This window comes from Bradyrhizobium sp. USDA 4353, from assembly GCF_054063215.1.
On record NZ_JBSSGB010000001.1, the window covers coordinates 4,779,343 to 4,802,848 of the forward strand.

A 23,506-nucleotide genomic window follows, 5' to 3' on the forward strand; every position below is an offset into this window, starting at 1 on the left:
CCAGAGCACGCAGACGGCGAGGGTGATCTTGCTCGGTCTGAGGTCCTGCATTCTTTGATCGTCCGGTTCGCGCAGCGTGGGTGCGCTTGACGAGTCGGAGATCAGGGGTGACCGGGATCGCTCAAACGCAGTTGGCCTCGCGTGGCGCGCGCATGCTGCGGACGGCCCTGGGCCCTGCGATCGAGATCCTGCTCGATGATGTATCTGTGGTCGAGGTGATGCTCAATCCGGACGGCCGGCTCTGGGCTGATCGTCTTGCATCTGGTTTGGTTGACACGGGCGAGACGGTTTCGCCTGCTGATGGCGAGCGGATCATTCGTCTCGTCGCACACCATGTCGGACTCGAGGTCCATGCAGGATCGCCGCGCGTCTCGGCAGAATTGCCGGGTACGGGCGAACGCTTCGAAGGTCTGATTCCGCCCGTCGTCGCCGCGCCGACCTTCGCGATCCGCAAGCCGGCAGTCGCGGTCTTCACGATGGATCATTACGTCGCCGACGGGATCATGAGCTTGGTGCAGGCTGATGGCTTGCGGAAGGCCGTGCTCGATCGATGCAACATCCTGGTTGCCGGGGGCACGTCGACGGGCAAGACGACGTTGACGAACGCCCTCCTGGCTGAGGTCGCTCAGACCGCCGATCGAGTCGTGCTGATCGAGGATACCCGTGAGCTGCAGTGCCGTGCGCCCAATCTTGTCGCGCTTCGGACCAAGGACGGCGTGGCCTCGCTTTCCGATCTCGTTCGTTCTTCTTTGCGGCTGCGGCCGGACCGCATTCCGATCGGCGAAGTGCGCGGTCCCGAGGCGCTCGATCTCCTGAAGGCCTGGGGAACCGGCCATCCCGGCGGCATCGGTACGATTCACGCGGGCTCTGCGCTCGGCGCGCTCCGGCGCCTGGAGCAGTTGGTCCAGGAGGCCGTGGTGACCGTGCCGCGAGCCCTGATTGCCGAAACCATCGACGTCATCGCTGTGCTGACCGGCCGCGGTCGCGCGCGCCGCCTGAGCGAGCTCGTGCGCGTGGAGGGGCTTTCTGAATCCGGAGACTACGTCCTCGCACACATGGGAGATCACTGGTGACGATACCGAAAAGAGCATTGCCGGCGAGTTGGGCAGTTGCGACGGCGCTCTTGATGCTGCTCGATACCCCCGCTCGCGCCGCCGGTTCGAACATGCCCTGGGAGCAGCCGCTCAATCAGATCCTGCTGTCGGTCGAGGGGCCGGTCGCCAAGATCGTCGCAGTGATCATCATCATTACGACCGGTCTGTCGCTGGCGTTCGGCGAGACCTCGGGCGGCTTCCGGCGGCTGATCCAGATCGTGTTCGGGCTCTCCATCGCCTTTGCCGCCTCGAGCTTCTTCCTGTCGTTCTTCTCGTTCGGCGGCGGGGTCGTGATCTGATGGATGAAGAGGTCAAAGGTTTTGTCGCGCCGGTCCATCGCTCCCTGACGGAGCCGATCCTGCTGGGTGGTGCGCCGCGCTCTGTCGCGATCGTCAACGGCACGCTGTCGGCCGCGCTGGGCCTCGGTCTGCGGCTCTGGTTCTTCGGCCTGCTGCTCTGGTTCGTTGGCCACATGATGGCGGTGTGGGCAGCAAAGCGTGATCCATCCTTCATCGAAGTGGTGCGCCGCCATCTGCGTATTCCCGGTCATCTCGGTCAGTGAGTAAAGCCATGTTCAATCTCGCCGAATATCGCCGCACCAACATACGTCTGGCCGACTTTCTGCCTTGGGCGGCGCTGGTGGATGAGGGCATCGTCCTCAACAAGGACGGCTCGCTGCAGCGGACGGCGCGTTTCCGAGGTCCTGATCTGGAGAGTTCGGTCGAGTCCGAGCTCGTGGCTGTCGCCGCCCGCCTCAATAGCACGCTGCGGCGGCTGGGATCGGGCTGGGCCATCTTCGTGGAGGCGCAACGTCATTCGGCGGGGGCTTATCCGCCTTGCGTGTTTCCGGATGCTGCGTCCGCCCTGGTCGATGCCGAGCGGAAGGCGCAGTTCGAGGAGGAGGGGGCGCACTATGAGTCGAGCTATTTTCTGACCTTTCTCTATCTGCCGCCGCGCGAGGACGTCGCACGTTCCGAACGCGTGCTCTACGAAGGGCGGCCGCAATCCGATGGCGTCAACGGCCGGGAGATCCTGCGCAGCTTCGTCGACCGCACCGATCGCATCCTGCAGCTGATTGCCGGCTTCATGCCGGAATGCGCCTGGCTAGGTGACGATGCCGTGCTGAGCTATTTGCATTCGACGATCTCGACCCAACGCCAGCGCGTCCGCGTCCCAGAAATTCCAATGCACCTCGATGGCCTGCTGGCGGACCAGCCGCTCACTTGCGGCCTCGAGCCGATGCTGGGATCGGTTCATCTGCGTGTGCTCACCATCATCGGGTTTCCGTCGGCCACCACGCCGGGGATCCTGGATGACCTGAATCGGCTGGCCTTTGCCTATCGCTGGTCGACCCGCGCCATCATGCTGGACAAGCAGGATGCCGTGAAGCTCGTGACGCGGATCCGCCGGCAATGGTTCGCCAAGCGCAAGTCGCTGGCTGCTCTTCTGAAGGAGGTGATGACCAGCGAGGCAGCGAGCCTGGTGGATACCGACGCCCACAACAAGGCGATCGATGCCGATGCGGCGCTGCAGGACCTCGGCTCTGACGACGTCGGCCAGGCCTATGTCACCGCGACCGTGACGGTCTGGGATGCGGACCCGGCACGAGCGGACGAGAAGCGGCGGCTGGTTGAGAAGGTTATCCAGGGCCGCGACTTCACCTGCATGGCCGAGAGCGTGAATGCCGTCGAAGCCTGGCTCGGCGGTCTGCCTGGGCACGTCTACGCCAATGTTCGCCAGCCGCCGCTCTCGACCCTGAATCTGGCGCATATGATTCCGCTGTCCGCCGTCTGGGCCGGCGAGACGCGCGACCATCACCTCAAGGCTCCGCCGCTGCTGTTTGGCCGGACGGAAGGGGCGACGCCGTTCCGCTTCTCGCTTCATGTCGGCGATGTCGGCCATACGCTGGTGGTCGGGCCGACGGGGGCTGGCAAGTCGGTTCTGCTGGCGGCGATGGCCCTGCAGTTCCGCCGCTATCCCGGCTCGCAGATCTTCGCCTTCGACTTTGGCGGCTCGATGCGGGTCGCAGCGCTCGCCATGGGTGGTGATTGGCACGATCTCGGCGGTACGCTGTCGGCCGAGAGCGAGAGCTCGGTTGCGCTGCAGCCCGTGGCCGGGATCGAGGATGTGACCGAGCGCGCCTGGGCGGCAGACTGGATCACGAGCCTGTTGGCTCGTGAGAAGATCGTGGTCACCCCGGAAGCCAAGGAGCACCTGTGGTCCGCTTTGACCTCGCTGGCATCTGCACCGCTCGCCGAGCGGACCTTGACCGGCCTTTCGGTGCTGCTGCAGTCCAACAGCCTGAAGCGGGCGCTCAAGCCGTACTGCCTTGATGGCGCACATGGACGGCTATTGGATGCCGATCACGAGGCGCTCGGAGATGGATCAGTCCAGGCCTTTGAGACCGAGGGACTGATCGGGACGGCCGCCGCTCCCGCCGTGCTGTCCTATCTCTTCCACCGGGTTGCGCAGCGGCTCGACGGCCGGCCGACGCTTCTGATCATCGATGAGGGCTGGCTGGCGCTGGATGATGCCGATTTCGCCGGCCAGCTACGGGAGTGGCTGAAGACGCTGCGGAAGAAGAACGCCTCGGTCATCTTCGCCACCCAGTCACTCTCCGACATCAACGGCTCGGCGATCGCGCCCGCGATCATCGAGAGCTGTCCGACCCGGATCCTGCTGCCGAATGAGCGTGCGATCGAGCCGCAGATTGCGGCGATCTATCGCCGTTTCGGCCTCAATGATCGCCAGATCGAGCTCATCAGCCGCGCCATCCCGAAGCGCGACTACTACTGCCAGTCCCGCCGCGGCAACCGGATGTTCGAGCTGGGGCTGGGCGAGGTGGCGCTCGCATTCACGGCGGTCTCGTCCAAGACAGACCAACTGGCCGTGTCGGAGGTTTTGGCGGCGGCCGGGAAGGAGGAGTTTGCCGCTGCGTGGCTCCGGCAGCGAGGTGCTGGTTGGGCGGCCGATCTCATACCGAATCTTGAGAACCTGGAGAGGGGCTCGTGATGTGGATGCCGAGATGGGTGGCTTCAGTCGCTGTGATCTTCCTCGTTTCGGCACCGCCGTCGCAGGCGCAACTCGTTGTGTTCGATCCCAACAACTACGCCCAGAACGTCCTCACCGCCGCGCGTGAGCTGCAGCAGATCAACAATCAGATCCTGTCACTACAGAACCAGGCGCAGATGCTGATCAACCAGGCGAAGAATCTCGCGAGCCTGCCATACTCTTCGCTGACGCAGCTGCAGCAGTCGATCCAGCGCACGCAGGACCTTCTGAAACAGGCGCAACGCCTCGCCTACGACGTTCAGCAGATCAATAGCGCCTTTGCGACCACCTATGCGCCGGCGAAAGCGAATGCGACCGCGCAGGACCTCGTCAATAACGCGCAGTCCCGCTGGCAGACCTCGGTTGCGGCGCTTCAGGACGCGCTGAAGGTCCAGGCGGGTGTCGTCGGCAATCTGGACGCCGTCAGAAGCCAGTCGGCCGCACTGGTCACAGCGAGCCAGGGCGCCACGGGAGCGCTGCAGGTGACCCAGGCCGGGAACCAGATCCTGGCCTTGCAGGCGCAACAGCTGGCCGATCTCACGGCGGCGGTGGCTGCGCAGGGCAGGGCGCAGAGCCTGGATACGGCGCAGCGTGCGGCCGCCCAGGATCAAGGGCGCGAGCAGCTTCGGCGCTTCCTGGCGCCGGGGCAGGGCTACCAGCCATCGAACGTGCAGATGTTCCACTGAGCATGAGTGGCCGATCTGCGGATCGCTCTACAGCCAATGAGGAGATTGCGCGATGACCGGAACGGGCATCATCGACCAATTCCTGGAGACGTTCACGCGGTCGATCGACAGCGGCTTTGGATTGCTCGGCGGAGAGGTCGGCTATCTGGCGACGACGCTGGTCGCCATCGACGTCACCTTGGCGGCGCTGTTCTGGGCTTGGGGTGGCGAGGACGATGTCATCGCCCGTCTCGTGCGGAAGACCCTGTTCGTCGGGGTGTTCGCCTATCTCATTAGCAATTGGAATAGCCTCGCCCGTGTCGTCTTCGAGAGCTTCGCGGCCCTAGGGTTGAAAGCTTCGGGTTCGGCGCTGTCGACGGCGGATTTCCTCCGGCCGGGAAAGATTGCGCAGGTGGGTCTTGATGCTGGGCGTCCCCTCCTGCAGGCGATCTCGGGCCTGATGGGCTATGTCAGCTTCTTCGAGAACTTCGTGCAGATCACCGTTCTCCTGTTTGCCTGGGTGGTCGTGCTGCTCGCCTTTTTCATTCTGGCGATCCAGCTGTTCGTCACCCTGATCGAGTTCAAGCTGACGACACTCGCCGGCTTTGTGCTGATCCCGTTCGGTCTGTTCGGCAAGACCGCGTTTGCCGCCGAGCGGGTGCTCGGCAACGTGATCTCGTCTGGCATCAAGGTCCTCGTACTGGCGGTGATCTCAGGCATCGGATCGAGCTTGTTCACGCAGCTGACACAAGCCGCCGGGGGGGAACCGCCGACGATCGACAGCGCCATGGCTCTGGTATTGGCGTCGCTGTCCCTGTTGGGTCTTGGGCTGTTCGGACCGGGCATTGCCAATGGGCTGGTGTCGGGCGGGCCGCAGCTGGGCGCCGGTAGCGCTGCCGGCGCATCATTGGCGGCAGGCGGCCTTGTCGTGGCTGGCGCTGGTCTCGCGGCAGGAGCTGCGGGGTTCGGTGGTGCTGCCTTATCCGGCTCAGCAAAGGCGGCTGCTTCCCTTCGCTCTGGTGTGTCTAGCGTTTTGCGCGGCGGCATGACCGGAGCTGATGAGGCGGAGGCAACCGCAAGCCCGCTTCGTCAGAAGGCGGAAGCACGGAGCAGCGGAGTCGATCGCTCTCATGCAGCCGAGGGCGGCGGTTCGGCCGGCGGCTCGCCCCGTTGGGCGCAACGCATCAAGGCGGCGCAAGCCATTCAACAGGGCACATCCACGACCACGCAGGCCGTGCGCAACACCGAGCAAGGCGGGCATGGCGGCTCCGTCGATCTCTCCGAGGGGAAATCCTGACATGTTCAAGCGTCCATCCGTCCACTATGGCCGTACGCCCGAACCCGTAACGCCATATCAGAAGGCGGCTCAGGTTTGGGACGAGCGCATTGGTTCGGCGCGAGTCCAGGCCAAGAATTGGCGGCTGATGGCGTTCGGCAGCCTTGGACTCGCGGCTGGCTTTGCTTCCGCGCTCGTCTGGCAGTCGACGCGCGGCACGGTGACACCTTGGGTGGTCGAGGTCGGCCATCTCGGCGAGGTCCAGCGCGTGGCGCCTGCCATCGCAGACTACAGGCCGACCGATCCGCAAGTCGCCTTCCATCTAGCACGCTTCATCGAGGATGTGAGGGGCCTGCCGGCCGACGGCATCGTGCTGCGCCAGAATTGGCTGCGCGCTTACGACTTTACGACCGATCGCGGAGCGGCGGCGCTCAATGACTATGCGCGCTCCAACGATCCCTTCACGCGGCTCGGTAAGACGCAGGTCTCAGTCGAGGTCTCCAGCGTCATCCGCGCTTCACCCGACAGCTTTCGCATCGCCTGGGTTGAGCGCCGCTATGAGAACGGCGCGCTCGGCGCGACCGAGCGCTGGAGCGCGATCCTCACCATCGTCCTCGTCATGCCAGACAATGCCGACAGGCTCCGTAAGAACCCGCTCGGCGTCTACGTCCATGCCATCAACTGGTCGAAGGAGTTGTCGCAGTGAATAAGCCGATCGACTGGATGTTAGGGGCCAGATGGATCAACGCGGCCGCGATTGCTGGTGCGCTTGGTGGATGCGCGACGACGACACCGCCGAAGATCAGCTACGACAGCGATGTGCCGCCTCTGGCTGCGCCGCCCGCGGTCGTGGATGACAAGCCTCGGCCGTTGCATTTGCCGCCGGCGTGGAAAGTGTCGCTCGGCGGCAAAGCGGGGGTCAAGGAGGAGGCGGAGCCGCTCGATCGAGTCGAGATGGCGAATAGTGCGGCACGCGTGGAGCCACGGAAGAGGGGGTATTACAACGCGGCGCAGATCTACGCCTATAGTCCTGGCGCGCTGTATCAGGTCTATGCCGCGCCCGGCCAGATCACCGATATCATGCTCGAGGAGGGCGAGCAGCTCACGGGATCCGGTCCGGTGTCGGCTGGCGACACGGTTCGCTGGGTCGTCGGTGACACCGAGAGCGGCGCTGGCGAAACCCGCCGCGTGCACATCCTGGTCAAGCCGACCCGTCCAGCGCTCGAGACCAATCTCGTCGTCAACACCGACCGGCGGACCTATCTGATCGAGCTCCGGTCGCGCGAGAAGCCGTATATGCCGGCCGTTGCCTGGTACTATCCGCAGAATGCCAAGGTCCGTGCGCAACAAGCTGCCTTGAAACCCGAATTGCCCGATCCGGCGCGGCGGCATCTTCGCTATCGCATCGAGGGCGATGATCCGCCCTGGAAGCCGGTGAATGCCTATGACGATGGGCGCAAGGTCTATATCGAGTTCGCCCGCGGCATCGTTCAGGGTGAAATGCCGCCGCTGTTCGTGATCGGCCCAGACGGCTCTCCGGAAATCGTCAACTACCGGACCTTCCGCAACATGATCATCGTCGATCGTCTGTTTGCCGCCGCTGAGCTGCGTCTCGGCGGCGAGCAGCAGCAGCAGGTCCGGATCGTCAGAACAGACGGGGCGTCCCAATGACCGGTCCGGAGGATATTGCTTCGGACGCGCCGAAGATGTCTGCAGTTGCAGACCAGCGCGCACAGGAGATGCGACTGAAGGGTGATCCGCCGCCGATCACACGGCTGTCGCGCAAGGTCCTGGCCGGAGGGAGCGCGATGGCTCTACTCTTGATTGGCGGCGCCTTCATCTGGGCATTGCAGGCCAGCAAACCACGCCAGTCAGGCTCGGGTGAGCTCTTCAGTACTGAGCACCACGACGTTGCGGACGGCGTATCGGCCTTGCCGCGCGATTATGCCAGCGTGCCGAAGGACGTTCCAACTCTTGGTCCGCCGCTGCCCGGCGATCTCGGCCGGCCGATCCTGGCCGCGCAGGGACAGGCATCCACCGGGATGCCAGACCAGGACCAGCAGCGGCGCGAGCAGGAGACGGAGGCTGCCCGCGTCAGCCGGCTGTTCGCGACGACCAACGTCCGCGAGACACAACCGCCGGCGACCGCGTCTCAGACCAGTGATCGGGCGGTTGTTTCGTCAGGCGCTGACGATCCGATTGCCCAGAATGGGCAAGAGCGAAAGCTCGCGTTCGTGAATGAGCCTGTCGACCGCCGTACGACAAGCCCAGATCGCGTGACGAGGCCCACATCGCCTTACGTGGTGCAGGCCGGGACCGTCATTCCGGGGGCCCTCATCACAGGAATCCGCTCGGATCTCCCCGGGCAAATCACGGCGCAAGTCACCGAGAACATCTTCGATACACCTTCGGGACGGGTCCTCTTGGTGCCGCAAGGAGCTCGGCTGATCGGAGCCTATGATAGCCAGGTGACCGCCGGTCAATCGCGGGTGCTCCTGGTCTGGACCAGGCTGATCATGCCGAATGGCCGATCCATAGTGCTCGAGCGGCAGCAAGGAGCGGATGCCGGCGGCTATTCGGGACTATCGGACGAGGTGGACAATCACTGGAGGCAACTTGCCGGAGCGGCGCTGCTATCGACATTGCTGTCCGTGGCCAGCGAGGTGAATGCTGGCGCCAATCCGAATACGAACAATGCGACGATCCTTCAGGCGCTGCGCCAAGGGTTCGGCAACGCAATGAGTCAGACGGGGCAGCAGCTCGTACGTCAGCAGATGAACGTTCAGCCGACTTTGACCGTCAGGCCTGGCTTTCCTGTGCGGGTGATCGTCAATCGTGATCTCGTATTGGAGCCCTATCGAGGATAGCCATGTCATCGATCTTGAAGATTACGGCGCTGCCCAATGAGAAACCCGTGAAGCTCACGATAGAGTTGCCAGCTTCAGTGCATCGCGATCTCTTGGCTTATGCGCAGCTGATCGTGCCGCAGACCGGCAAAGCAGAGCAGGAGCTGCCTAACCTGATCGTGGCGATGGTGACGCGGTTTATGGCAACGGATCGTGCGTTCTTGAAAAAGAGACGCACTTCAGATCGCGGTTGACTGCCGGTGTGCCGGCTCTGGCGGGCCGCATAGACGAGTACGTCACCGCAGCGCTGCAGGCTTCGAATGGCAGAGGACAATCACTGAAAGGAGGTCTCCGACAGACGCAGCATGGCGGCTTCCTTGTTCCAGATTGCGGGCTGCCAAGCTCCCTGAACCCACCAATCCTCTGGGCAGCGGTGCAAAGACTCGACTCTATGTTCATGTTGTGTTCTCATGGTGGTCATGACGACCGACCGCCCTGCCAGCTGGCGCATGCCGACCCGGAGACAGATGGACCAGCTTGCCCGCCACGTCGGCAGGAGGGCCCCTCCCGGGCGCGGGCTCGCCCCAAATGACGACCTGCCGCCGGAATATTGGGAGGCGCTCCTGGAGGCCGCCGGCGCCGGCGGCGACCAAGCGGGCCCCGTCGTGTCCCGACGACTGCTTCGACTCAATCAGATGCCGGACCACGTGCTGCGCGTCGGCTGTCGGCGCTGCGGCCGAACCGTCGAGATCCAGAAGGTCGATGCCGTCCGGCTTTATGGTCCAGAGTCCGTCTGGCGGGACGTGGGTCAGCGCTTGCTCGACGACACCTGCACGCAGAGGACGGGACGCCACGAAGAGGACGGCTGCTGGCCGTCGTTTGGGTGAGCCGGCTGGATGGCGCCCAAACGTCACCCGACACCGCTCAGCGGAGGCGACCGCAAGGCGTTGCAGAAGGAGCTCGGCCGGGCTCGCGCCATGACGACCATCCTCGCCGAGCAGGCTGCCGAAGCGCGGGCCGAGGGCGAGGCGCTGATCCGCAAAGCCGATAAGCTTCTCTGCGAAAGCTGGAACGAGCGGATGTGGGCCAACGGCGGCCCGGTCGACCCGTCGCCTGCGATCGACCAGGCGATCAACGGCGGCTATGCGTGGCTCGAGATCGCGTGCTCCCGCTGCAAGGCGCGACGGGACGTTGACTTGGCCACGCTGCGCCATCCGCCGACCACCTTTGTCCACGACTTGGCTGGCCGGCTCCGGTGCAGCCGGTGTGCGGGGGCTAATCGCCGGCCGCCTGCGACGCTGGTACAACTGGCGCAGCGCCCCCGCCAGGCTGCTCCGGAGACCTGACGATGTGCAATCTCTACTCGATGACCAAGAACGCCGACGCCATCCGGCGGCTGTTCGGAGTGCAGCCGGGGAACGACCGCACGGGCAACCTGCCGTCCATGCCGGGCATCTTCCCGGACTACCCGGCGCCGATCGTGCGCACCTCGGCCGCCGGCCTGGAGCTTGCGATGGCGAGGTGGGGCATGCCGTCCTCTGCGAAGGCGTTGATGGACGCGACCAAGAAGCTTGAAGCCAAGGGCAAGACCGTTGATTTCAAGGAGCTATTGCGGCTTGAGCCGGACAGCGGGACGACCAACATCCGCAACGTCAACAGCGCACACTGGAAGCGCTGGCTCGGCCCCGACCACCGGTGCCTGGTCCCGTTCACGTCGTTCTCCGAGTACGACACGATCGACGGCAAGAAGGTGCCCGTGTGGTTCGCCGCCGACGAGAGCCGGCCATTGCTGGCGTTCGCCGGCCTCTGGACGGCCTGGACATCGGTCCGCAAAGCCAAGGAGGGCGAGGTCACGATCGACGTGTACGGTTTCCTCACCTGTGAGCCGAACGCCGAGGTCGGCGCCGTGCACCCGAAGGCGATGCCGGTGATCCTGACTAGATCCGAGGAATTCGACGCCTGGCTGCGCGGCCCGTGGGACGAGGCCAAGGCGCTACAGCGGCCCTTACCAGACGGCGCGCTGCGGATCGTAGCGACCGGTCCGAAAGAGGATCCTTGGCCGTCGGGTTAGGTCTTGAGGCCCGCAACACCTGGACCAACGCGAGCTCTGACGATTGCGAATCCCTGCTGCGTGCTGACCGAGCGGAACGAGCAGGCGGGCGGAAGGATTCGTTCTGGTGGAGTGATTTCGATGCTGACAACGACCGAACGAAGACCTGCAATCCGAAGTCTGCGAGGTTGGGCCATCCACGTCCTGCAAGAGGCTGGAGCCATCCACGAATGCGAGGAGCACGGTTGGGCAAGGGACCGGGCAGATCCGCACGCGCGCCAGCGCGCAGTCGATGTCGCCCGTCAGGACCCTCCGAGCGGCATCTCGGCTGACGAAGCCGTCGCGGAGGTCCGCGAGGTCCTGGATACACTGGGCGACACCTGCCCCGAGTGCCTGCCCGAATAGCGATTGCAGACCTATCCGTGCAAGTACGCGTACCCGAATGCGAGTTGCTGGGCAGCTTGTCACTTGCTGGCCTTTACGGGCCAATCCGCGACCTTGATGCGTCCTACGAAAGCGGCTGGACCGGATCCGTCGACCTTGTAGATGAAAGCCTCGCCTTCCTGGACGTCACCGGCCTCCTTGCCGAAAGCATCGGCAATGTTCGTCTTGTGGGTGATCAGGACAGTGTTAGTGCCTGCCTTCGGCGGCGCATCGATGAGTTGACGTACCGCTTGGCCGGCCTTTGCATTGGCGCCGGCAGGATTGGCCATTCCGGACGCACTCGCGTTGCTGCTATCCGTCAATGCATCGAGAGGCTTGACCTCGTGGCCGGTGATGAGCTTCCCGGTCTCGATCGCGCGGTTCAGCCGGCTGGTGTAGACATCGCCGACCGGGATCGCGATTTCCCTTATCGCTATCCCGATCTGCCGCGCCACGTCCCGGCCTTTCTCGCTCAGCTGGCGCTGGGCGCTCATGTCGTCGAACTTGTAAGGATAAATGTCTTTTTGACTGTCGTCGGTAGCGGTGTGGCGAAAGATCAGTACGTAGCCGCCTTGCTTGAGTGAAGCGATGAGCCCAGCCGTATCGGCGGCGGTAGCGGGTTGAGAGAAGCCGGCGAGAACGGCAAACAATGCGAGGCGCCAAAGAAACTTCATGCGCGAATTCCTCTGTGCAAAGGCCAGAGGATGGTCGCGCGTACCGCAGTCCGTTTCAATCGCAATCTTCGGCCGGACCAAGTTCCCGCTTGCGCAATTGAGCAACTGCGAATAGCCGTGCGGCGACGGAAGGCGCTTGGCAGCGCCGCTGACCCGAATCCGGACATGCTCTTAGGACGAAGCAGTGGAACTGGATTTCTTGCCGCGATCGAATCCTAATAATCCGGATTGAACCTGGTGACCTTGCGCAAGAGACCAACATCTATAATGCAGTTGGCCTAGTCGGAGATCGCTGAGGCCCTGCGTCGGCTACATAGCTTAGCCTATCGATCGCTGTGGTTCGCCAGGATGAGGTGCTCCGCCGATGGCAGGGTGAAACGAGGCTCGATACCGAGCAGCGGGGCAATTCTCGCGATGACGCGACCTCCAGTTGGCGCGGCATTCCAAGCCGCCGCAATATTCCCGTGAGTTTCGGTCAGTCCCGAGGGTTCGTCTAGCATAATGAGAACCTGATATCGCGGCTCGTCAGCAGGAAAGACCGCGATGAAGGATGTTAGCACGCGCTTCTTCACATAGCGTCCATTGACAACCTTCTCGGCCGTTCCGGTCTTTCCTCCGATGTAATATCCGGCCACATCGGCCTTTCGTGCAGTTCCTACTTCTGCATTGAGGCGCATGAGGAACCGCATTTTCTCGCTTGTTTCAGCTTTGATAACGCGTTTTGCGATCAAGGCGGCCTCGGATTCATTCCTCTTCAGAAAGGTTGGCGGAATCAGGAGGCCGCCGTTCACAAGGGCATCAACCCCCATCACGGCCTGGAGTGGCGCTACCGCTATGCCGTGGCCAAACGAAATGGTGACGAGGTTTATGTCGCCCCACCGCTTTGGAAGAAGTGGCGTCGCCGCCTCAGGAAGTTCGGTCCGAAGTCGAGATAATTGTCCCATCTTAGCGAGGAAGGCTTTTTGAGCCTGCACCCCTTGTCCGAGCGCAATCCGCGCAGCCCCGATGTTGGACGAATAAGTGAACACCTCTTTCGTCGTGATGAATCGGTGCTGCAGTTCGTCATCGTGGATGGTAAACTTTCCATAATGAAGATTGCTTCGGTCGTCCCATGTGGAGTCCAGGCTGATCTTTCCCGAGTCCAGCGCCATCGCGACAGTGAACGCCTTGAAGGTCGAGCCCATTTCATAGACGCCAGTGGTTAGTCGGTTGATGCGATCGGGGGCGCTGGCTTCCTTGGGATTGTTCGGGTCGAAGTCGGGCAGCGAGGTCATGGCCACGATTTCGCCCGTGCGCACGTTGCTGACAATGCCGGATGCCGCCTTTGCGTGATACTTCTGCTTCGCGCTGACGAGTTCGTCGCGCAACGCGTGCTGAACCCTGAGGTCGACCGAGAGCTCGATCGGCACCTGCTGTCGATCGGTCGCAAACCCGGCCCGATGAAGATCCAAAAGCCCGCTGCTATCGAGCCACTTCTCGATCCCGGCGATGCCCTGATTATCGATATTAACAAGCCCTAGGACATGCGCCATTTCCTGGCCACTCGGATAGGCGCGCTTGTTCTCGTTCAGGAAGCCCACACCTGGAATACCTAACCGATGTATGTCCTGCTGCTGCCGAGACGTCACATCGCGCTTCAACCAGACGAAGCCTTTGTGGGAAACCAGTCGCTGCCTTAACTCGAGACCATCGAGGTCAGGGAGCGCTGCCGTGAGAAGCTCAACTGCTTCGTCCTTGTCGACGATGCGACGCGGTTCAGCGTAGAGCGAGGGAACCTTGACATCGATCGCCAGAATTTGCCCGTTGCGGTCGAGAAGCTCTGGGCGAGCTGTAGCAATAGCATCGACGGCGCCGGCGGTCCGCAAATTGTGCCCCTCTCCGACGATTGCGATCTGCGCGAGCCGTAAACCTATCAAGCCGTAGAGGGCCGCAAATGCAATTGCCGCGAGCGCAATGCGGGCCCGCGTCTTAGCTTCGCGGCCCTTGCTTCCGTACAGGAATAACTGCGTCAGCCGCCGGCTGAATGGTTTTGCGGGGCTGGGCATCGAGACTTGCGAGGGAAAAGTGCCTGGAGCAACGAGGCGCGACCCGCTGACGCGGGGAGGCGACATCCACATCGACCTAGCACGCCCGGCGGGCGGTGTCTACAGAGTGGACATTTTTCTCATATTTTTGCTTTCGATGCCAATCCCGAAGAACGTGAGCCCGACGCCTGGACTTGGGCGGCGAGGGACACAGCGCAGACCTCAGGGTTTCCGGCCAGCCCGAGATTGCGATTTCGGAGTTTTAGAGTGCGTTTCAGCTTCTTGGGTGAGATTGCCGGACTGGAAGCCGAGGAGGCTGGAAATTCTGCGTCCGGCGTCTACGACAAGATGGGCAAACTCTTCCAGGTGATCGTCGGTGACCCTTGCGCTGGGACCGTACAATCCGACGGCACCGCTCACCGCTCCGCGATGATCGAAATAGGGCGCCGCGACTGCAACGGCACCGAGGACGACTTCGCCGCGGCTTGTCGTGTAGCCTTTCCGTCTGGCGATCGCGAGGGCCTGCTCCAGATTGGCGCGATGCGCGTCCTTCGGCATCCGGCTGAGAAACTCGGCCTGGCGATCGCCGTCCATGAAGGCCAGCATGGCCTTGCCCGTCGCACCCTGCGCGATGCCGAGGGATTCGCCGATACCACGACTGATCGACAGAAAATGCCGGCTTTCGCATTCAAATACGCAGATCCTTCGATCTTGCTGCAGTTTGAACAAGGCTGCAGTTTCGCCGGTCGCGTCGCGCAAGCCCTCCACAATTGGCCGCGCAACGTTGACGACCTCCAGGGCCTTGAGCCACACGTGCGCAAGAGCCATGACGCCGTTCGCCAGCCTGAAGCGCTGCGGATCACCTTCGGCCTCGATCAATCCTCGTTGAGAGAGCGTATGAAGCATTCGATAGAGAGTAGGCCGGCTAAGCCCCACGCGCTTCTGAATATCGATCACACTCATCGTGGGGTTTTCGGCGCTGAATGATTGCAGAATCGCTATCGCGCGGTCCACGGCTCTCACACTGCTCGCGCCGGAGTCTTCGAGATCGGATTCGGTTGCTTTTGCCATGACGCCTGCTTCGGTCCTGAGATGGAGCGACAGTACTGGACCCGAAGACCGAGACACAACTTAAGCCCGTCTATGCTGTGGACGGCATGAACTGAGGATCTGTGTCTGCCGGTTAGCCACCGGCGCCCGATCGACCTTACTGTGTCCGTCAGATAGACATGGTTATCATATTTGATAAGCGGGGCGAAGCGGGAAGCCAAGGCAGGCCCGCAGTCCGGAGGTGTTCCATGAAACCTAGTCTCTGGCCCGGCGCAGTGCTTCCTTGAGCTTCTCCCTCTCGCTCTCCCATCGCGCATCTTCGGCTTCGATGCGCTTCTCCAGTTCCCGCCGCTCGCCTTCGAGGGCTTCCGAACGTTCTTCGTGCTGCCGCTGCGCTGCTTCCAGCGCCGCCTGTGCTTTCGAGACAAGCTTCTCGCGCTTGGCCCGCACCTTCTCCCGAGCTGCCTCTTCCCTCCGCCGCTCAGCCTCGCGTCTCTTCTGCTCGCGCTCGAACTCAGCGGCGGCCTTGCGCGCATCTTCGGCGCTGAGCGCGGGCACCGCCTTCTGCTTGGGATCGGGACGATGCCTTTTCTTCGCGCTGGCAGGCTCGTCATCCAGGTCAGGCAAATCGGCATGCTCCGCGAAGCGACCGTTCGATCCGGCCGGACGCTTTAGGACCACGCCCGGCTTCGCCATGGTAGCCGCGACCACGTCCGGATCTTCGGTCTCCTTCGCGGCCCCTTGGTGAAATAGGTTGCTGCCAGCGCCCCATGCCTCCAAGGCCGCCTTCATGGAGGGCGCAGCGATCGCGAGATCGTAGAAGCCGAGCGAGGTCTGATAGGTCTTCAGCTTACGCGGCACGAGAGGTTACCTGTACGACTGTGAGGCTTCAGCGTACCATGCCGCGTAGGGCGTGTTCTTAGCCATATGGCGGTTCAGGTCGGGCGAGCCGTCCGTCCACCAGACCGGCCCCCGCTCGACCAGCGCTCTCTTGGCCTGGTCCACGGCGCGGTGCGCCGCGGCTTCGGCCTCCGGGTCCTCCGCCGCCTTGGCGGCTCGAACGGCGCGCCTGGCAGACATCAGCTGCCGTGTCAGCGCGGAACGCTCGGGCTCTCCGAGCCTCGGATCGGCCATTCGCCAAAGGCGCCCTCGGACCACGAAGTAGCGCCCGTCCGGAGTCACGGGATGCTTCAAGCCGACTTCCGCTGGCGGCCGGCGGCTGGCTTCTTCGCCGGCGCCACCTTGGCGGCAGCCTTCTTACCGGCGATCGGCATCAGCATCTCCTTCTGGCCGGCGGCAGCCTTCTTCGGCTTCTTGGCGGACTTGGCCGCCTCTGGGGGCTGCGCTTGCTGCCCGACGGAGCGGCGCAGCGCTTCCATCAGATCGACGACGTTCTCGCCCTTCGGCCGATCCTTCGGGCGGATCGTCTTGCCCGCGCTCTTCTGGTTGATCAGGTCGACCAGCGCGGTCTCATAATTGTCCTCGAACTTCTCCGGCGCGAACGTCCCAGCCTTCTGGTTCACGATGTGCCGGGCGAGGTCGAGCATGTCCTTCGTGATCTTCACGTCCTGGATCTCTTCAAAATACTCCTGCTCTGACCGCACCTCATAGGGATACCGGAGCAGGGTGCCGACCAGGCCCTTGTCCATCGGCTCGAGCGCGATGATGTGCTCGCGGTTCGTGAGCACGATCCGGCCGATCGCGACCTTGTTCATCTCGCGGATGGTCTCGCGGATCACCGCGAAGGCGTCATGGCCGACCTTGCCGTCCGGACGCAGGTAGTAGGGGCGGATCAGATAGCGCGGGTCGATGTCGGTCTTGTCGACGAACTCGTCGATCTCGATCGTGCGCGTGGACTCCAAGGCGATCTCCTCGAGCTCTTCCTTCGAGACCTCGATGTACTGGCCCTTTTCAAGCTCATAGCCCTTGACGATGTCCTCGCTGGGGACCTCTTCCCCGGTGTCGGCATCGACCTTGATGTACTTGATCCGGTGGCCAGTCGTCCGGTTTAGCTGGTTGAAGCTGATCTTCTCGGACTCCGACGTGGCGGGGTAGAGTGCCACCGGGCAGGTGACGAGCGACAGGCGCAGGAAGCCTTTCCAGTTGGCGCGGGGGGCCATGAACGTGGAACTCCGGTTGAAACGCTCAGGATTCAAGACGAATGACGGCGGCGGGTTCCGACATGGCGGCCGATCAGAATCAAGGGACCCCGTGACGCGCTCCCTCCCGGGCCGATCGTCATGCTCGGCATGGCCTCGCTCGACTGCAGCCGGAATGGCCGCGTCGTCGGCGTCAGGAACGTCTTCTGCGCGTTTACTGTCAGGTCTTCGAGCACAACGCCTTGGGTTGCAGTGCGACCAAGGTACCATGGCTCTCGCATGACCTCGCCGCCGTCTCGCAGCGCTTGGATCGTGCAGAGGCGAATGACGGTGCCTACTGCGGCAGGGCGTACACTGCGATCTGGTCGCCGACCTGGTCCTTGAGGATCGTGTTGCCGCCGGCGACGAAGGCGACGTATTCGCGGCCCTTGTACTTGTAGACGGCGGGATTGGCGACCGCTGGCGCCTGGACGATGTCGGACCACAACTCCTTGCCGTCGGACAAAGCGTAGGCCCGCACCTTGGCGTCCATCGAGGCGCCGATGAAGATGACGCCGCCGGCCGTCACCGCGGGACCGCCGATCGTGACCGAGCCCATCGACTCCGGCATGTAGAAGCCCCATTTCTGGGACGCGCCGATCGGACGGCGCCATTTGATGTCGCCGGTGGACATGTCGATCGCGGCGATTTCGCCGAACGGCGGAGCCCAGCAGGGCATGCCGAGCCAGTTCAGCGCGTTGTCGAGCGACATGCCATAGGGCGCGCCTTCCTGCGGATAGAAGCCCTGCTCGTTGCCGGAGCCGGCTGCGCGCTGCTCATATTCGTTCCGGGGGTAGAGCTTGATGGATTGCACCACGTGCGAGAAGTTGACGATGGCGGTCTTGCCGCGCGGATCGAACGCGACGCCGCCCCACTGCACGCCGCCGGCCGAGTCGGGATAGGCGAGCACGCCGTTGTTGTTGTGCGTCGGCGGCGAGTACATGCCGGCGTAGTTGAGGTTCTTCCACATCCGGGAGCATTGGCCGAGCCCGAGCGCGTCGGCGACCCACCAGACGGGGGGCTTCTTGGATTGATCCAGCAGCGGCGCCGGCCTGGTCGGGAAAGGCTGCGTCGGCGCGTAGACTTCGCCCTGGATCGAGCCGTCGCCGCCGGGCACTTTGCGCTCCTCGATCGGCCAGACGTCCTTGCCGGTGCGGCGGTCGACGACGAACAGGAAGCCCATCTTGGGTGGCCTGCATCAAAGCCGGGATCTGCTGCCCGTTGACGGTGATGTCCATCAAGGTCGGCGCGGAGTTGATGTCGTAGTCCCAGATGTCGTGATGCACCCATTGCCGCGACCAGACGACCTCGCCGGTCTCGAGATTGAGCGCCGTCGTCGAGGTGGCGAGCGGGATCTTCTCGGTGCGGTTGCCGCCCCAGTAGTTCGGGGAGGGGCTGGAGACCGGGAGATAGATCAGTCCGAGCGCCTCATCGACCGACATGCCCGTCCACACATTGGCGGTGCCGGTGCGCGGCGCGATGTCCGGCGGCAGCGCGGCGAACGACCACTGTCGCTGGCCGGTCTGCGGATCGACGGAGAAGACGGTGCCGGGAGGCGCTTCGGCATAGGCCCAGTCCTTGCCGGCCCAGCCGAGAATGACGTGATTGCCGGCGACCGTCGGCGGCTGCAGCAGCGACAGCGGATATTTGTTGTTGACGTCGTTCCACTGGTCGACGTTGAGGACGCCCTTGTTCGCGAAGCCCTGGCAGAGCTTTCCGGTATCGGCGTCCATGGCGAAGAGCTGCGCGTCCATGGTGCCGAGATAGACGATCTTCTGGCACGGCTGGCCGGCGACGGGATTGGGCGACTGCCAATAGGCGACGCCGCGGTTCTTCAGCGCCGGCTGTGTCAGCGCCTTCAGCGTCGACTTGGAATCGAAGGTCCATTTGACCTTGCCGGTCCCGGGGTCCAGCGCGATCACGCGATAGAACGGCGTGCCGATGTACAGCGTGTCGTTTGCAAAGATGGGGGTGGCGGACCAGACGCTGGTCGGCCGCTCGCCGGAGCCGTCGGACACATCACCGGTGTGATACTCCCAGACCTTCACCAGCGATTTGACGTTGTCGGCCGTGATCTGAGTGAGGGGAGAGTACTTCTGCGCGTTGAGCTGGCCGTGGAAGGTATTCCACGTGGCCTGCGCCGGGACGAGCGGGATCGGCTTCGGCGTGGGCAGGTTGCCGGACGGCTGCTGCGCGGCGGCGTTGGTGGTTGCTGATGGGCTGCTGGCCGGTGCCGACGATGGGTTTTCGACATTGCCCGATGGCGGTGACTGTTCGTGCTGGCGCTGGCCGGGGATGCCCCCGGAGGTGGCCGCCGGATCTTTCGTGTCGTTCTGGGCGATGGCCGACGGCAGCGCGGCCGCCAACGCCAGACCGAGCGCTGCAGCTGGTGCGCCACGGATTACCGAGCGGATGCTCATACCACGGCCCTCCTTGGCTGGGAGGGGGACGCGAGCGTCACGATCAAGCCGACGAAGACGAAAACGGTCGCCGCCGCCAGCCACCACGCGTGCAGAAACCAGGCGGCAATGATCGTGCCGAGCCCGCCGAGCAGCCCGAGCGCCCAGAACACACCGAACAGCCATCCGCGTCCGCCGAACCAGAGGATGAAAGCGTCGATGACAAGGGCGAGGCTGGAGCCGATGACGAGCAGCACGCCGGGCGCTCCGGTAATCCCGGTCAAGGGTGTCAGATAATAGTAGAGGCCGAGCAGCGTGCCTGCAGCGGCTGCGACGAGGACGATGATGGGACCGAGCGGATGGCTGCGAGATGAGGTCAAGTGAACGCGTCCAGACTGCATGGCCTGCCGGAGCGGCAGGATGTACCAAATGAGCAGGAAGAGAATGTTCTTTCGAAGCAGCAGTTCCTTCCCCCCGCGTCCGCCCGGCGGGTACCGGGTCTGATCGTGTCCGCAACCGTACACATTCCGTGGGAGCGATCAGCGTTGGAAACGTTGCGCCGCAGACAGCAGTACGCGTCGCTACATCTTCTCCTTCAAGCCCCGCTTGAGAAGCCACCAGTTGGCCGGGTACGACGTGGCGAACCCGAACAGCATGGCGATCTGCATCATGAACCAGAATTCGACGGTGTTGACCTCCAGCCGGGCACCGAGCACGTGCCGGAAGATGTAGAAATTGGCGAATGCCATGAACCCGTACATGCCGATCTGCCAGGACGCGATCGAGATCGTGTCGGCCTTGGCGGCTGCGATGAGCCCCTCTCGGAGCGACAGGCCCCGCATCGGCGCGATCGTGAAGTACTGGAAGAGGATTCCGAAGCCGTAGGCGAGCAGGAAGTCGAGGATCCAGACGGCGAACATCCTTTCCGAGAACAGGCTTTTCCAGCCGAATGCGACGGCCACGGCGGGGACGCCGAAGGCGAGCCATTCGGCAATGATGTCCCCGAGGGTGCATCCGCTGCCGCAGTGAAGCGAGCCGTTGGCGACCATGATCGGGAATGGAGTCTGCCGCGTGTTCGGCGGCTTCTCGCCCTGCGCTTTGGCGAGATGCATCTTCTCCTGGGTCGCAAGCCGCCCATAAGCGAAATATTGCCAGACGACCCAGACACTTCCGAACAATGCGGTCACCGGCCAGACCACATCCATGATCCACATCTGCTGCGGATGGCGAACCACATCGATCGCGATGATCAGGGCGCATACGACGCCCAGGACCAGAAAGACGAGGGAGAGAATGTGCAGCCAATCCGGAATCAAGGGACGCGTCCGCCTGATGTCATTGACCGGCGCTATCTGACGGGTAGGTGCGCGGCAGGTGCTGCACGGTAATCCACTGATCTGTCGTGAAGGCCGCGACGGCCCATTTGCCGCCAAAGCGGCCGATGCCCGAATTCTTGACGCCGCCGAACGGATTGTTCGGCAGATCGAGGACAGGCTGGTCGTTGACGTGAGCCATGCCCGCTTCCATCCGCTGGCCGAAGCGTGCACCACGTGCGAGATCGCGGGTGAACACACATGCGCTCAGGCCCTGGGTGGTCGCATTGGCGGTCCGCAAGGCATCCTCCTCATCGCGCACGCGGATGAGCGGTGCGACGGGTCCGAAGATCTCGTTGGTGGCGATCTCCATGTCGTTGGTGACGTCGGCGAAGACGTGCGGCTGGATCACGAGACCCTCCGGCTCGCCGCCCACGAGCTCGCGGGCGCCGCCGGCGCGGGCCGAGGAGATCAGCTTGTTGATCGCCTCGAATTGACGGCGGTTGACGATCGGACCGATCATCGTGTCGGGCTGCTGTGGATCTCCGACCTTGAGATGGCGGACAGCCGCAGCAAATCGTTCCGCGAATTCATCGTAGACGGCGTCGACGACGATGAAGCGGTTGGTGATCATGCAGATCTGCCCCTGGTGAAGAAACTTGCCGAACACGGCAGCCCGCACGGCCAGATCGAGATCTGCGTCCTCGAGCACCACGAACGGGCCGTTGCCGCCAAGCTCCAGTTCGACGCGCTTGATGATGTCCGCGTCCGCCATCGCCATCCTCGCGATGCCGCGGCCGACGGTCGTGGAGCCGGTGAACGAGATCACGCGTGCGGCGGGGTTCTTGACCAGAGCGGAGCCGATCCGTCCGCCCGAGCCGACCACGACGCTCAGCAGACCTGCCGGCAGGCCGGCCTCCTCGTAGATCTTGGCGAGCAGGGTCCCGCCGCTGACCGGCGTGTCGCTGGCGGGCTTGAGAACCACGGCATTACCGACGGCCAAGGCCGGAGCTACGCTGCGATTGGAAAGCTGCAGCGGCCAATTCCACGGGCTGATCACGCCGACCACCCCGGCCGGCTTGCGGTAGACGCGGCATTCCTTGCCGGGAATGTCGGCGGGCAGGATCGCCCCCTCGACCATGTAAGGCATCGATGCCGCGGCGAGCATCACGGCCTGCGCAGCCTGCCATTCCAGGTTCGCCTTCAGCCGGGTCGAGCCCGCCTCACGGATCAGCCAGCCAACGATCTCTTCGCGGCGTTTGACCATGACATCCGCCGCGCGTTGCATGACTGCAGCGCGCTCGGACGGCAATGCGGCCGCCCATTCGCGTTGAGCGGTGACCGCAGCGGAGTAGGCGGCCTGCACGTCCGAATCATCAGCTTCGACGATCTCCAGCAGTGTGTCGCCCGTGAACGGATCCTTGTCTGCAATCCGGTCCGTCCCGCTTCCGCCGCGCCACACGCCGCCGATCAGCATACGATCGAGTCCATCATGAATGACTGTCAAAGGGGAGCCCTCCGGCACGGATTTGTCGCGCGTGTTGCTGACATCAATGAGCTTTCTCGACAGCGACCTGCAGCACTACCTTGCCGTGCACATGGTCGTGCTCCATGTGCTCGTGGGCCTTGCCGACGTCCTGCAGGGGAAAGGTCGAGTCGATCACGACGGTCACCTTGCCGGTCTCGATCAGGCGCGCGATCTCCGCAAGTTGCGCTCCGCTCGGCTCGGCCATGTAGTTGGTGGCGCGCACGCCGCGGCGTTCGGCTTCGTCCTGATCAGGCTTCTGCAATGTGGAAATCAGGGCGCCACCGTGCTTCAGCACGGTCCAGGACCGGTCCTGGGTGTCGCCACCGATCAGATCGAACACCAGGTCGATGTCCTGAACAGCGTCCTCGAATTGTTCATTCCTGTAGTCGATCGCCTTGTCCGCCCCGAGCTTGCGGACGAACTCGACGTCCACGTCCGAGACGGTGGTCGCAACCCACGCACCGGCATTTTTGGCGAATTGGATCGCGAAATGTCCGACGCCGCCAGATCCGCCATGGATCAATACTCTCTGTCCGGCCTTGAGGTGGCCGTGATCGAACAAGCCCTGCCATGCGGTCAAAGCGGCGAGAGGGACGGCCGCGGCCTTGACGAAGTCGATGCCGTCAGGCGTCCTCGCCGCGTCAGCCTCATGGACGCGCACGAACTCCGCGTAGCCGCCGACCTCGCGATCGAGCATGGCATACACGGCATCGCCGGTGCGAAACCGCGTGACGGTATCGCCAACACGCTCGACCACTCCGGCAACATCGCGTCCGAGGACTTTCGGCAATTGTTCCTGTTTGACTGCCGGATAGCGGCCGGAACGGGTCTTGTAGTCGACCGGGTTGACGCTCGCTGCCCGCACGCGAACGAGCACGTCGCCTTCGCCGGGCTGGGGCATTGGCATATCGTCCAACACCAGTTCGGAAGGGCCGCCGAACGAGTGGATACGGACCGCGTGCATAATTGTGATTC

General features: G+C 63.6%; 25 protein-coding genes and 1 pseudogene. 14 read left to right on the forward strand and 12 right to left on the reverse strand.

Annotated features, from left to right (window positions below):
- Positions 1 to 107: 107 nt before the first annotated feature.
- From trbB to ACVILH_RS21525, 14 genes are all read left to right on the forward strand, one after another.
- A complete protein-coding gene (trbB, locus tag ACVILH_RS21460) occupies positions 108 to 1,073 on the forward strand; it encodes a P-type conjugative transfer ATPase TrbB (RefSeq protein ID WP_456714653.1) in 966 nt (321 codons plus the stop codon).
- 53 nt (positions 1,074 to 1,126) lie between these two features.
- Positions 1,127 to 1,393 (forward strand): TrbC/VirB2 family protein, encoded by a 267-nt coding sequence (locus ACVILH_RS21465; protein ID WP_456712881.1) that lies wholly within the window; start codon positions 1,127 to 1,129, stop codon positions 1,391 to 1,393.
- Positions 1,393 to 1,656 (forward strand): VirB3 family type IV secretion system protein, encoded by a 264-nt coding sequence (locus ACVILH_RS21470; protein ID WP_456714654.1) that lies wholly within the window; start codon positions 1,393 to 1,395, stop codon positions 1,654 to 1,656. The genes ACVILH_RS21465 and ACVILH_RS21470 overlap by 1 nt, the downstream gene beginning before the upstream one ends.
- A gap of 8 nt (positions 1,657 to 1,664) precedes the next feature.
- Complete coding sequence (gene trbE / locus ACVILH_RS21475; protein WP_456714655.1) at positions 1,665 to 4,106, forward strand: conjugal transfer protein TrbE; 2,442 nt, start codon at positions 1,665 to 1,667, stop codon at positions 4,104 to 4,106.
- The gene (gene trbJ / locus ACVILH_RS21480; RefSeq protein ID WP_456714656.1) at positions 4,106 to 4,831 is read left to right on the forward strand and encodes a P-type conjugative transfer protein TrbJ; all 726 of its coding nucleotides are present in this window, start codon (positions 4,106 to 4,108) and stop codon (positions 4,829 to 4,831) included. The genes trbE and trbJ overlap by 1 nt, the downstream gene beginning before the upstream one ends.
- Before the next feature lie 52 nt (positions 4,832 to 4,883).
- Positions 4,884 to 6,107 carry a P-type conjugative transfer protein TrbL gene (trbL, locus tag ACVILH_RS21485; protein WP_456714657.1) on the forward strand — a complete coding sequence of 408 codons (1,224 nt, stop codon included), beginning with the start codon at positions 4,884 to 4,886 and terminating at the stop codon, positions 6,105 to 6,107.
- 1 nt (position 6,108) lies between these two features.
- The gene (gene trbF, locus ACVILH_RS21490) at positions 6,109 to 6,792 is read left to right on the forward strand and encodes a conjugal transfer protein TrbF (RefSeq protein ID WP_456714658.1); all 684 of its coding nucleotides are present in this window, start codon (positions 6,109 to 6,111) and stop codon (positions 6,790 to 6,792) included.
- 17 nt (positions 6,793 to 6,809) lie between these two features.
- The gene (trbG, locus tag ACVILH_RS21495) at positions 6,810 to 7,757 is read left to right on the forward strand and encodes a P-type conjugative transfer protein TrbG (RefSeq protein WP_456717040.1); all 948 of its coding nucleotides are present in this window, start codon (positions 6,810 to 6,812) and stop codon (positions 7,755 to 7,757) included.
- Positions 7,754 to 8,953: a TrbI/VirB10 family protein gene (locus ACVILH_RS21500; protein WP_456712887.1), complete on the forward strand. Its 1,200-nt coding sequence runs from the start codon at positions 7,754 to 7,756 to the stop codon at positions 8,951 to 8,953. The genes trbG and ACVILH_RS21500 overlap by 4 nt, the downstream gene beginning before the upstream one ends.
- Positions 8,954 to 8,955: 2 nt before the next feature.
- Entirely contained in the window at positions 8,956 to 9,186 is a 231-nt protein-coding gene (locus tag ACVILH_RS21505) for a DUF2274 domain-containing protein (RefSeq protein WP_009032023.1), read from the forward strand.
- Positions 9,187 to 9,459: 273 nt separating this feature from the next.
- Positions 9,460 to 9,819, forward strand: coding sequence for a hypothetical protein (locus tag ACVILH_RS21510; protein WP_456714659.1), 360 nt, complete (start codon positions 9,460 to 9,462; stop codon positions 9,817 to 9,819).
- 9 nt (positions 9,820 to 9,828) lie between these two features.
- A complete protein-coding gene (locus ACVILH_RS21515; protein ID WP_456714660.1) occupies positions 9,829 to 10,278 on the forward strand; it encodes a hypothetical protein in 450 nt (149 codons plus the stop codon).
- Between the two features lie 2 nt (positions 10,279 to 10,280).
- Positions 10,281 to 11,003, forward strand: coding sequence for an SOS response-associated peptidase (locus ACVILH_RS21520; protein WP_456714661.1), 723 nt, complete (start codon positions 10,281 to 10,283; stop codon positions 11,001 to 11,003).
- A gap of 120 nt (positions 11,004 to 11,123) precedes the next feature.
- Positions 11,124 to 11,387: a hypothetical protein gene (locus ACVILH_RS21525; RefSeq protein ID WP_456714662.1), complete on the forward strand. Its 264-nt coding sequence runs from the start codon at positions 11,124 to 11,126 to the stop codon at positions 11,385 to 11,387.
- Between the two features lie 59 nt (positions 11,388 to 11,446).
- Here ACVILH_RS21525 and ACVILH_RS21530 read toward each other — a convergent pair whose 3' ends face one another.
- The 12 genes and pseudogenes from ACVILH_RS21530 to ACVILH_RS21585 form a co-directional block, all read right to left on the reverse strand.
- The gene (locus tag ACVILH_RS21530; protein WP_456714663.1) at positions 11,447 to 12,079 is read right to left on the reverse strand and encodes a histidine phosphatase family protein; all 633 of its coding nucleotides are present in this window, start codon (positions 12,077 to 12,079) and stop codon (positions 11,447 to 11,449) included.
- Between the two features lie 323 nt (positions 12,080 to 12,402).
- On the reverse strand, positions 12,403 to 14,124 hold the full coding sequence (locus ACVILH_RS21535) for a peptidoglycan D,D-transpeptidase FtsI family protein (protein ID WP_456714664.1): 1,722 nt from the start codon (positions 14,122 to 14,124) through the stop codon (positions 12,403 to 12,405).
- A gap of 201 nt (positions 14,125 to 14,325) precedes the next feature.
- Positions 14,326 to 15,174, reverse strand: a complete 849-nt coding sequence (locus ACVILH_RS21540; RefSeq protein WP_456714665.1) for an IclR family transcriptional regulator — start codon at positions 15,172 to 15,174, stop codon at positions 14,326 to 14,328.
- A gap of 234 nt (positions 15,175 to 15,408) precedes the next feature.
- Entirely contained in the window at positions 15,409 to 16,014 is a 606-nt protein-coding gene (locus ACVILH_RS21545; protein ID WP_456714666.1) for a cell envelope biogenesis protein TolA, read from the reverse strand.
- A gap of 6 nt (positions 16,015 to 16,020) precedes the next feature.
- Positions 16,021 to 16,347, reverse strand: a complete 327-nt coding sequence (locus ACVILH_RS21550) for a hypothetical protein (RefSeq protein ID WP_456714667.1) — start codon at positions 16,345 to 16,347, stop codon at positions 16,021 to 16,023.
- A complete protein-coding gene (gene ku, locus ACVILH_RS21555; RefSeq protein WP_456714668.1) occupies positions 16,344 to 17,273 on the reverse strand; it encodes a non-homologous end joining protein Ku in 930 nt (309 codons plus the stop codon). The genes ACVILH_RS21550 and ku overlap by 4 nt, the downstream gene beginning before the upstream one ends.
- Before the next feature lie 313 nt (positions 17,274 to 17,586).
- Positions 17,587 to 18,474: an outer membrane protein assembly factor BamB family protein gene (locus tag ACVILH_RS21560; protein ID WP_456714669.1), complete on the reverse strand. Its 888-nt coding sequence runs from the start codon at positions 18,472 to 18,474 to the stop codon at positions 17,587 to 17,589.
- A gap of 55 nt (positions 18,475 to 18,529) precedes the next feature.
- Positions 18,530 to 19,711 (reverse strand): annotated as a pseudogene (locus ACVILH_RS21565) (outer membrane protein assembly factor BamB family protein); the annotation flags it as partial.
- On the reverse strand, positions 19,708 to 20,070 hold the full coding sequence (locus ACVILH_RS21570; RefSeq protein WP_456714670.1) for a hypothetical protein: 363 nt from the start codon (positions 20,068 to 20,070) through the stop codon (positions 19,708 to 19,710). The gene ACVILH_RS21570 and the pseudogene ACVILH_RS21565, both read right to left, overlap by 4 nt.
- A 201-nt stretch (positions 20,071 to 20,271) precedes the next feature.
- Positions 20,272 to 21,006 carry a DUF4396 domain-containing protein gene (locus ACVILH_RS21575; RefSeq protein WP_456714671.1) on the reverse strand — a complete coding sequence of 245 codons (735 nt, stop codon included), beginning with the start codon at positions 21,004 to 21,006 and terminating at the stop codon, positions 20,272 to 20,274.
- Positions 21,007 to 21,025: 19 nt separating this feature from the next.
- Positions 21,026 to 22,480 (reverse strand): aldehyde dehydrogenase family protein, encoded by a 1,455-nt coding sequence (locus ACVILH_RS21580; RefSeq protein WP_456717041.1) that lies wholly within the window; start codon positions 22,478 to 22,480, stop codon positions 21,026 to 21,028.
- A 73-nt stretch (positions 22,481 to 22,553) separates the two neighbouring features.
- Positions 22,554 to 23,495 (reverse strand): NADP-dependent oxidoreductase, encoded by a 942-nt coding sequence (locus ACVILH_RS21585; RefSeq protein WP_456714672.1) that lies wholly within the window; start codon positions 23,493 to 23,495, stop codon positions 22,554 to 22,556.
- Positions 23,496 to 23,506 lie beyond the last annotated feature (11 nt).

Excerpts from the sequence above, each read along its gene's own strand:
- ACVILH_RS21465 (WP_456712881.1), top strand. The coding sequence starts at position 1,127 with ATGCTGCTCGATACCCCCGCTCGCGCCGCCGGTTCGAACATGCCCTGG.
- ACVILH_RS21470 (WP_456714654.1), top strand. The coding sequence starts at position 1,393 with ATGGATGAAGAGGTCAAAGGTTTTGTCGCGCCGGTCCATCGCTCCCTG.
- trbE (WP_456714655.1), top strand. The coding sequence starts at position 1,665 with ATGTTCAATCTCGCCGAATATCGCCGCACCAACATACGTCTGGCCGAC.
- trbJ (WP_456714656.1), top strand. The coding sequence starts at position 4,106 with ATGTGGATGCCGAGATGGGTGGCTTCAGTCGCTGTGATCTTCCTCGTT.
- trbL (WP_456714657.1), top strand. The coding sequence starts at position 4,884 with ATGACCGGAACGGGCATCATCGACCAATTCCTGGAGACGTTCACGCGG.
- trbF (WP_456714658.1), top strand. The coding sequence starts at position 6,109 with ATGTTCAAGCGTCCATCCGTCCACTATGGCCGTACGCCCGAACCCGTA.
- trbG (WP_456717040.1), top strand. The coding sequence starts at position 6,810 with ATGTTAGGGGCCAGATGGATCAACGCGGCCGCGATTGCTGGTGCGCTT.
- ACVILH_RS21500 (WP_456712887.1), top strand. The coding sequence starts at position 7,754 with ATGACCGGTCCGGAGGATATTGCTTCGGACGCGCCGAAGATGTCTGCA.
- ACVILH_RS21505 (WP_009032023.1), top strand. The coding sequence starts at position 8,956 with ATGTCATCGATCTTGAAGATTACGGCGCTGCCCAATGAGAAACCCGTG.
- ACVILH_RS21510 (WP_456714659.1), top strand. The coding sequence starts at position 9,460 with ATGGACCAGCTTGCCCGCCACGTCGGCAGGAGGGCCCCTCCCGGGCGC.
- ACVILH_RS21515 (WP_456714660.1), top strand. The coding sequence starts at position 9,829 with ATGGCGCCCAAACGTCACCCGACACCGCTCAGCGGAGGCGACCGCAAG.
- ACVILH_RS21520 (WP_456714661.1), top strand. The coding sequence starts at position 10,281 with ATGTGCAATCTCTACTCGATGACCAAGAACGCCGACGCCATCCGGCGG.
- ACVILH_RS21525 (WP_456714662.1), top strand. The coding sequence starts at position 11,124 with ATGCTGACAACGACCGAACGAAGACCTGCAATCCGAAGTCTGCGAGGT.
- ACVILH_RS21530 (WP_456714663.1), bottom strand. The coding sequence starts at position 12,079 with ATGAAGTTTCTTTGGCGCCTCGCATTGTTTGCCGTTCTCGCCGGCTTC.
- ACVILH_RS21535 (WP_456714664.1), bottom strand. The coding sequence starts at position 14,124 with ATGCCCAGCCCCGCAAAACCATTCAGCCGGCGGCTGACGCAGTTATTC.
- ACVILH_RS21540 (WP_456714665.1), bottom strand. The coding sequence starts at position 15,174 with ATGGCAAAAGCAACCGAATCCGATCTCGAAGACTCCGGCGCGAGCAGT.
- ku (WP_456714668.1), bottom strand. The coding sequence starts at position 17,273 with ATGGCCCCCCGCGCCAACTGGAAAGGCTTCCTGCGCCTGTCGCTCGTC.
- ACVILH_RS21560 (WP_456714669.1), bottom strand. The coding sequence starts at position 18,474 with ATGGGCTTCCTGTTCGTCGTCGACCGCCGCACCGGCAAGGACGTCTGG.
- ACVILH_RS21580 (WP_456717041.1), bottom strand. The coding sequence starts at position 22,480 with ATGCTGATCGGCGGCGTGTGGCGCGGCGGAAGCGGGACGGACCGGATT.
- ACVILH_RS21585 (WP_456714672.1), bottom strand. The coding sequence starts at position 23,495 with ATGCACGCGGTCCGTATCCACTCGTTCGGCGGCCCTTCCGAACTGGTG.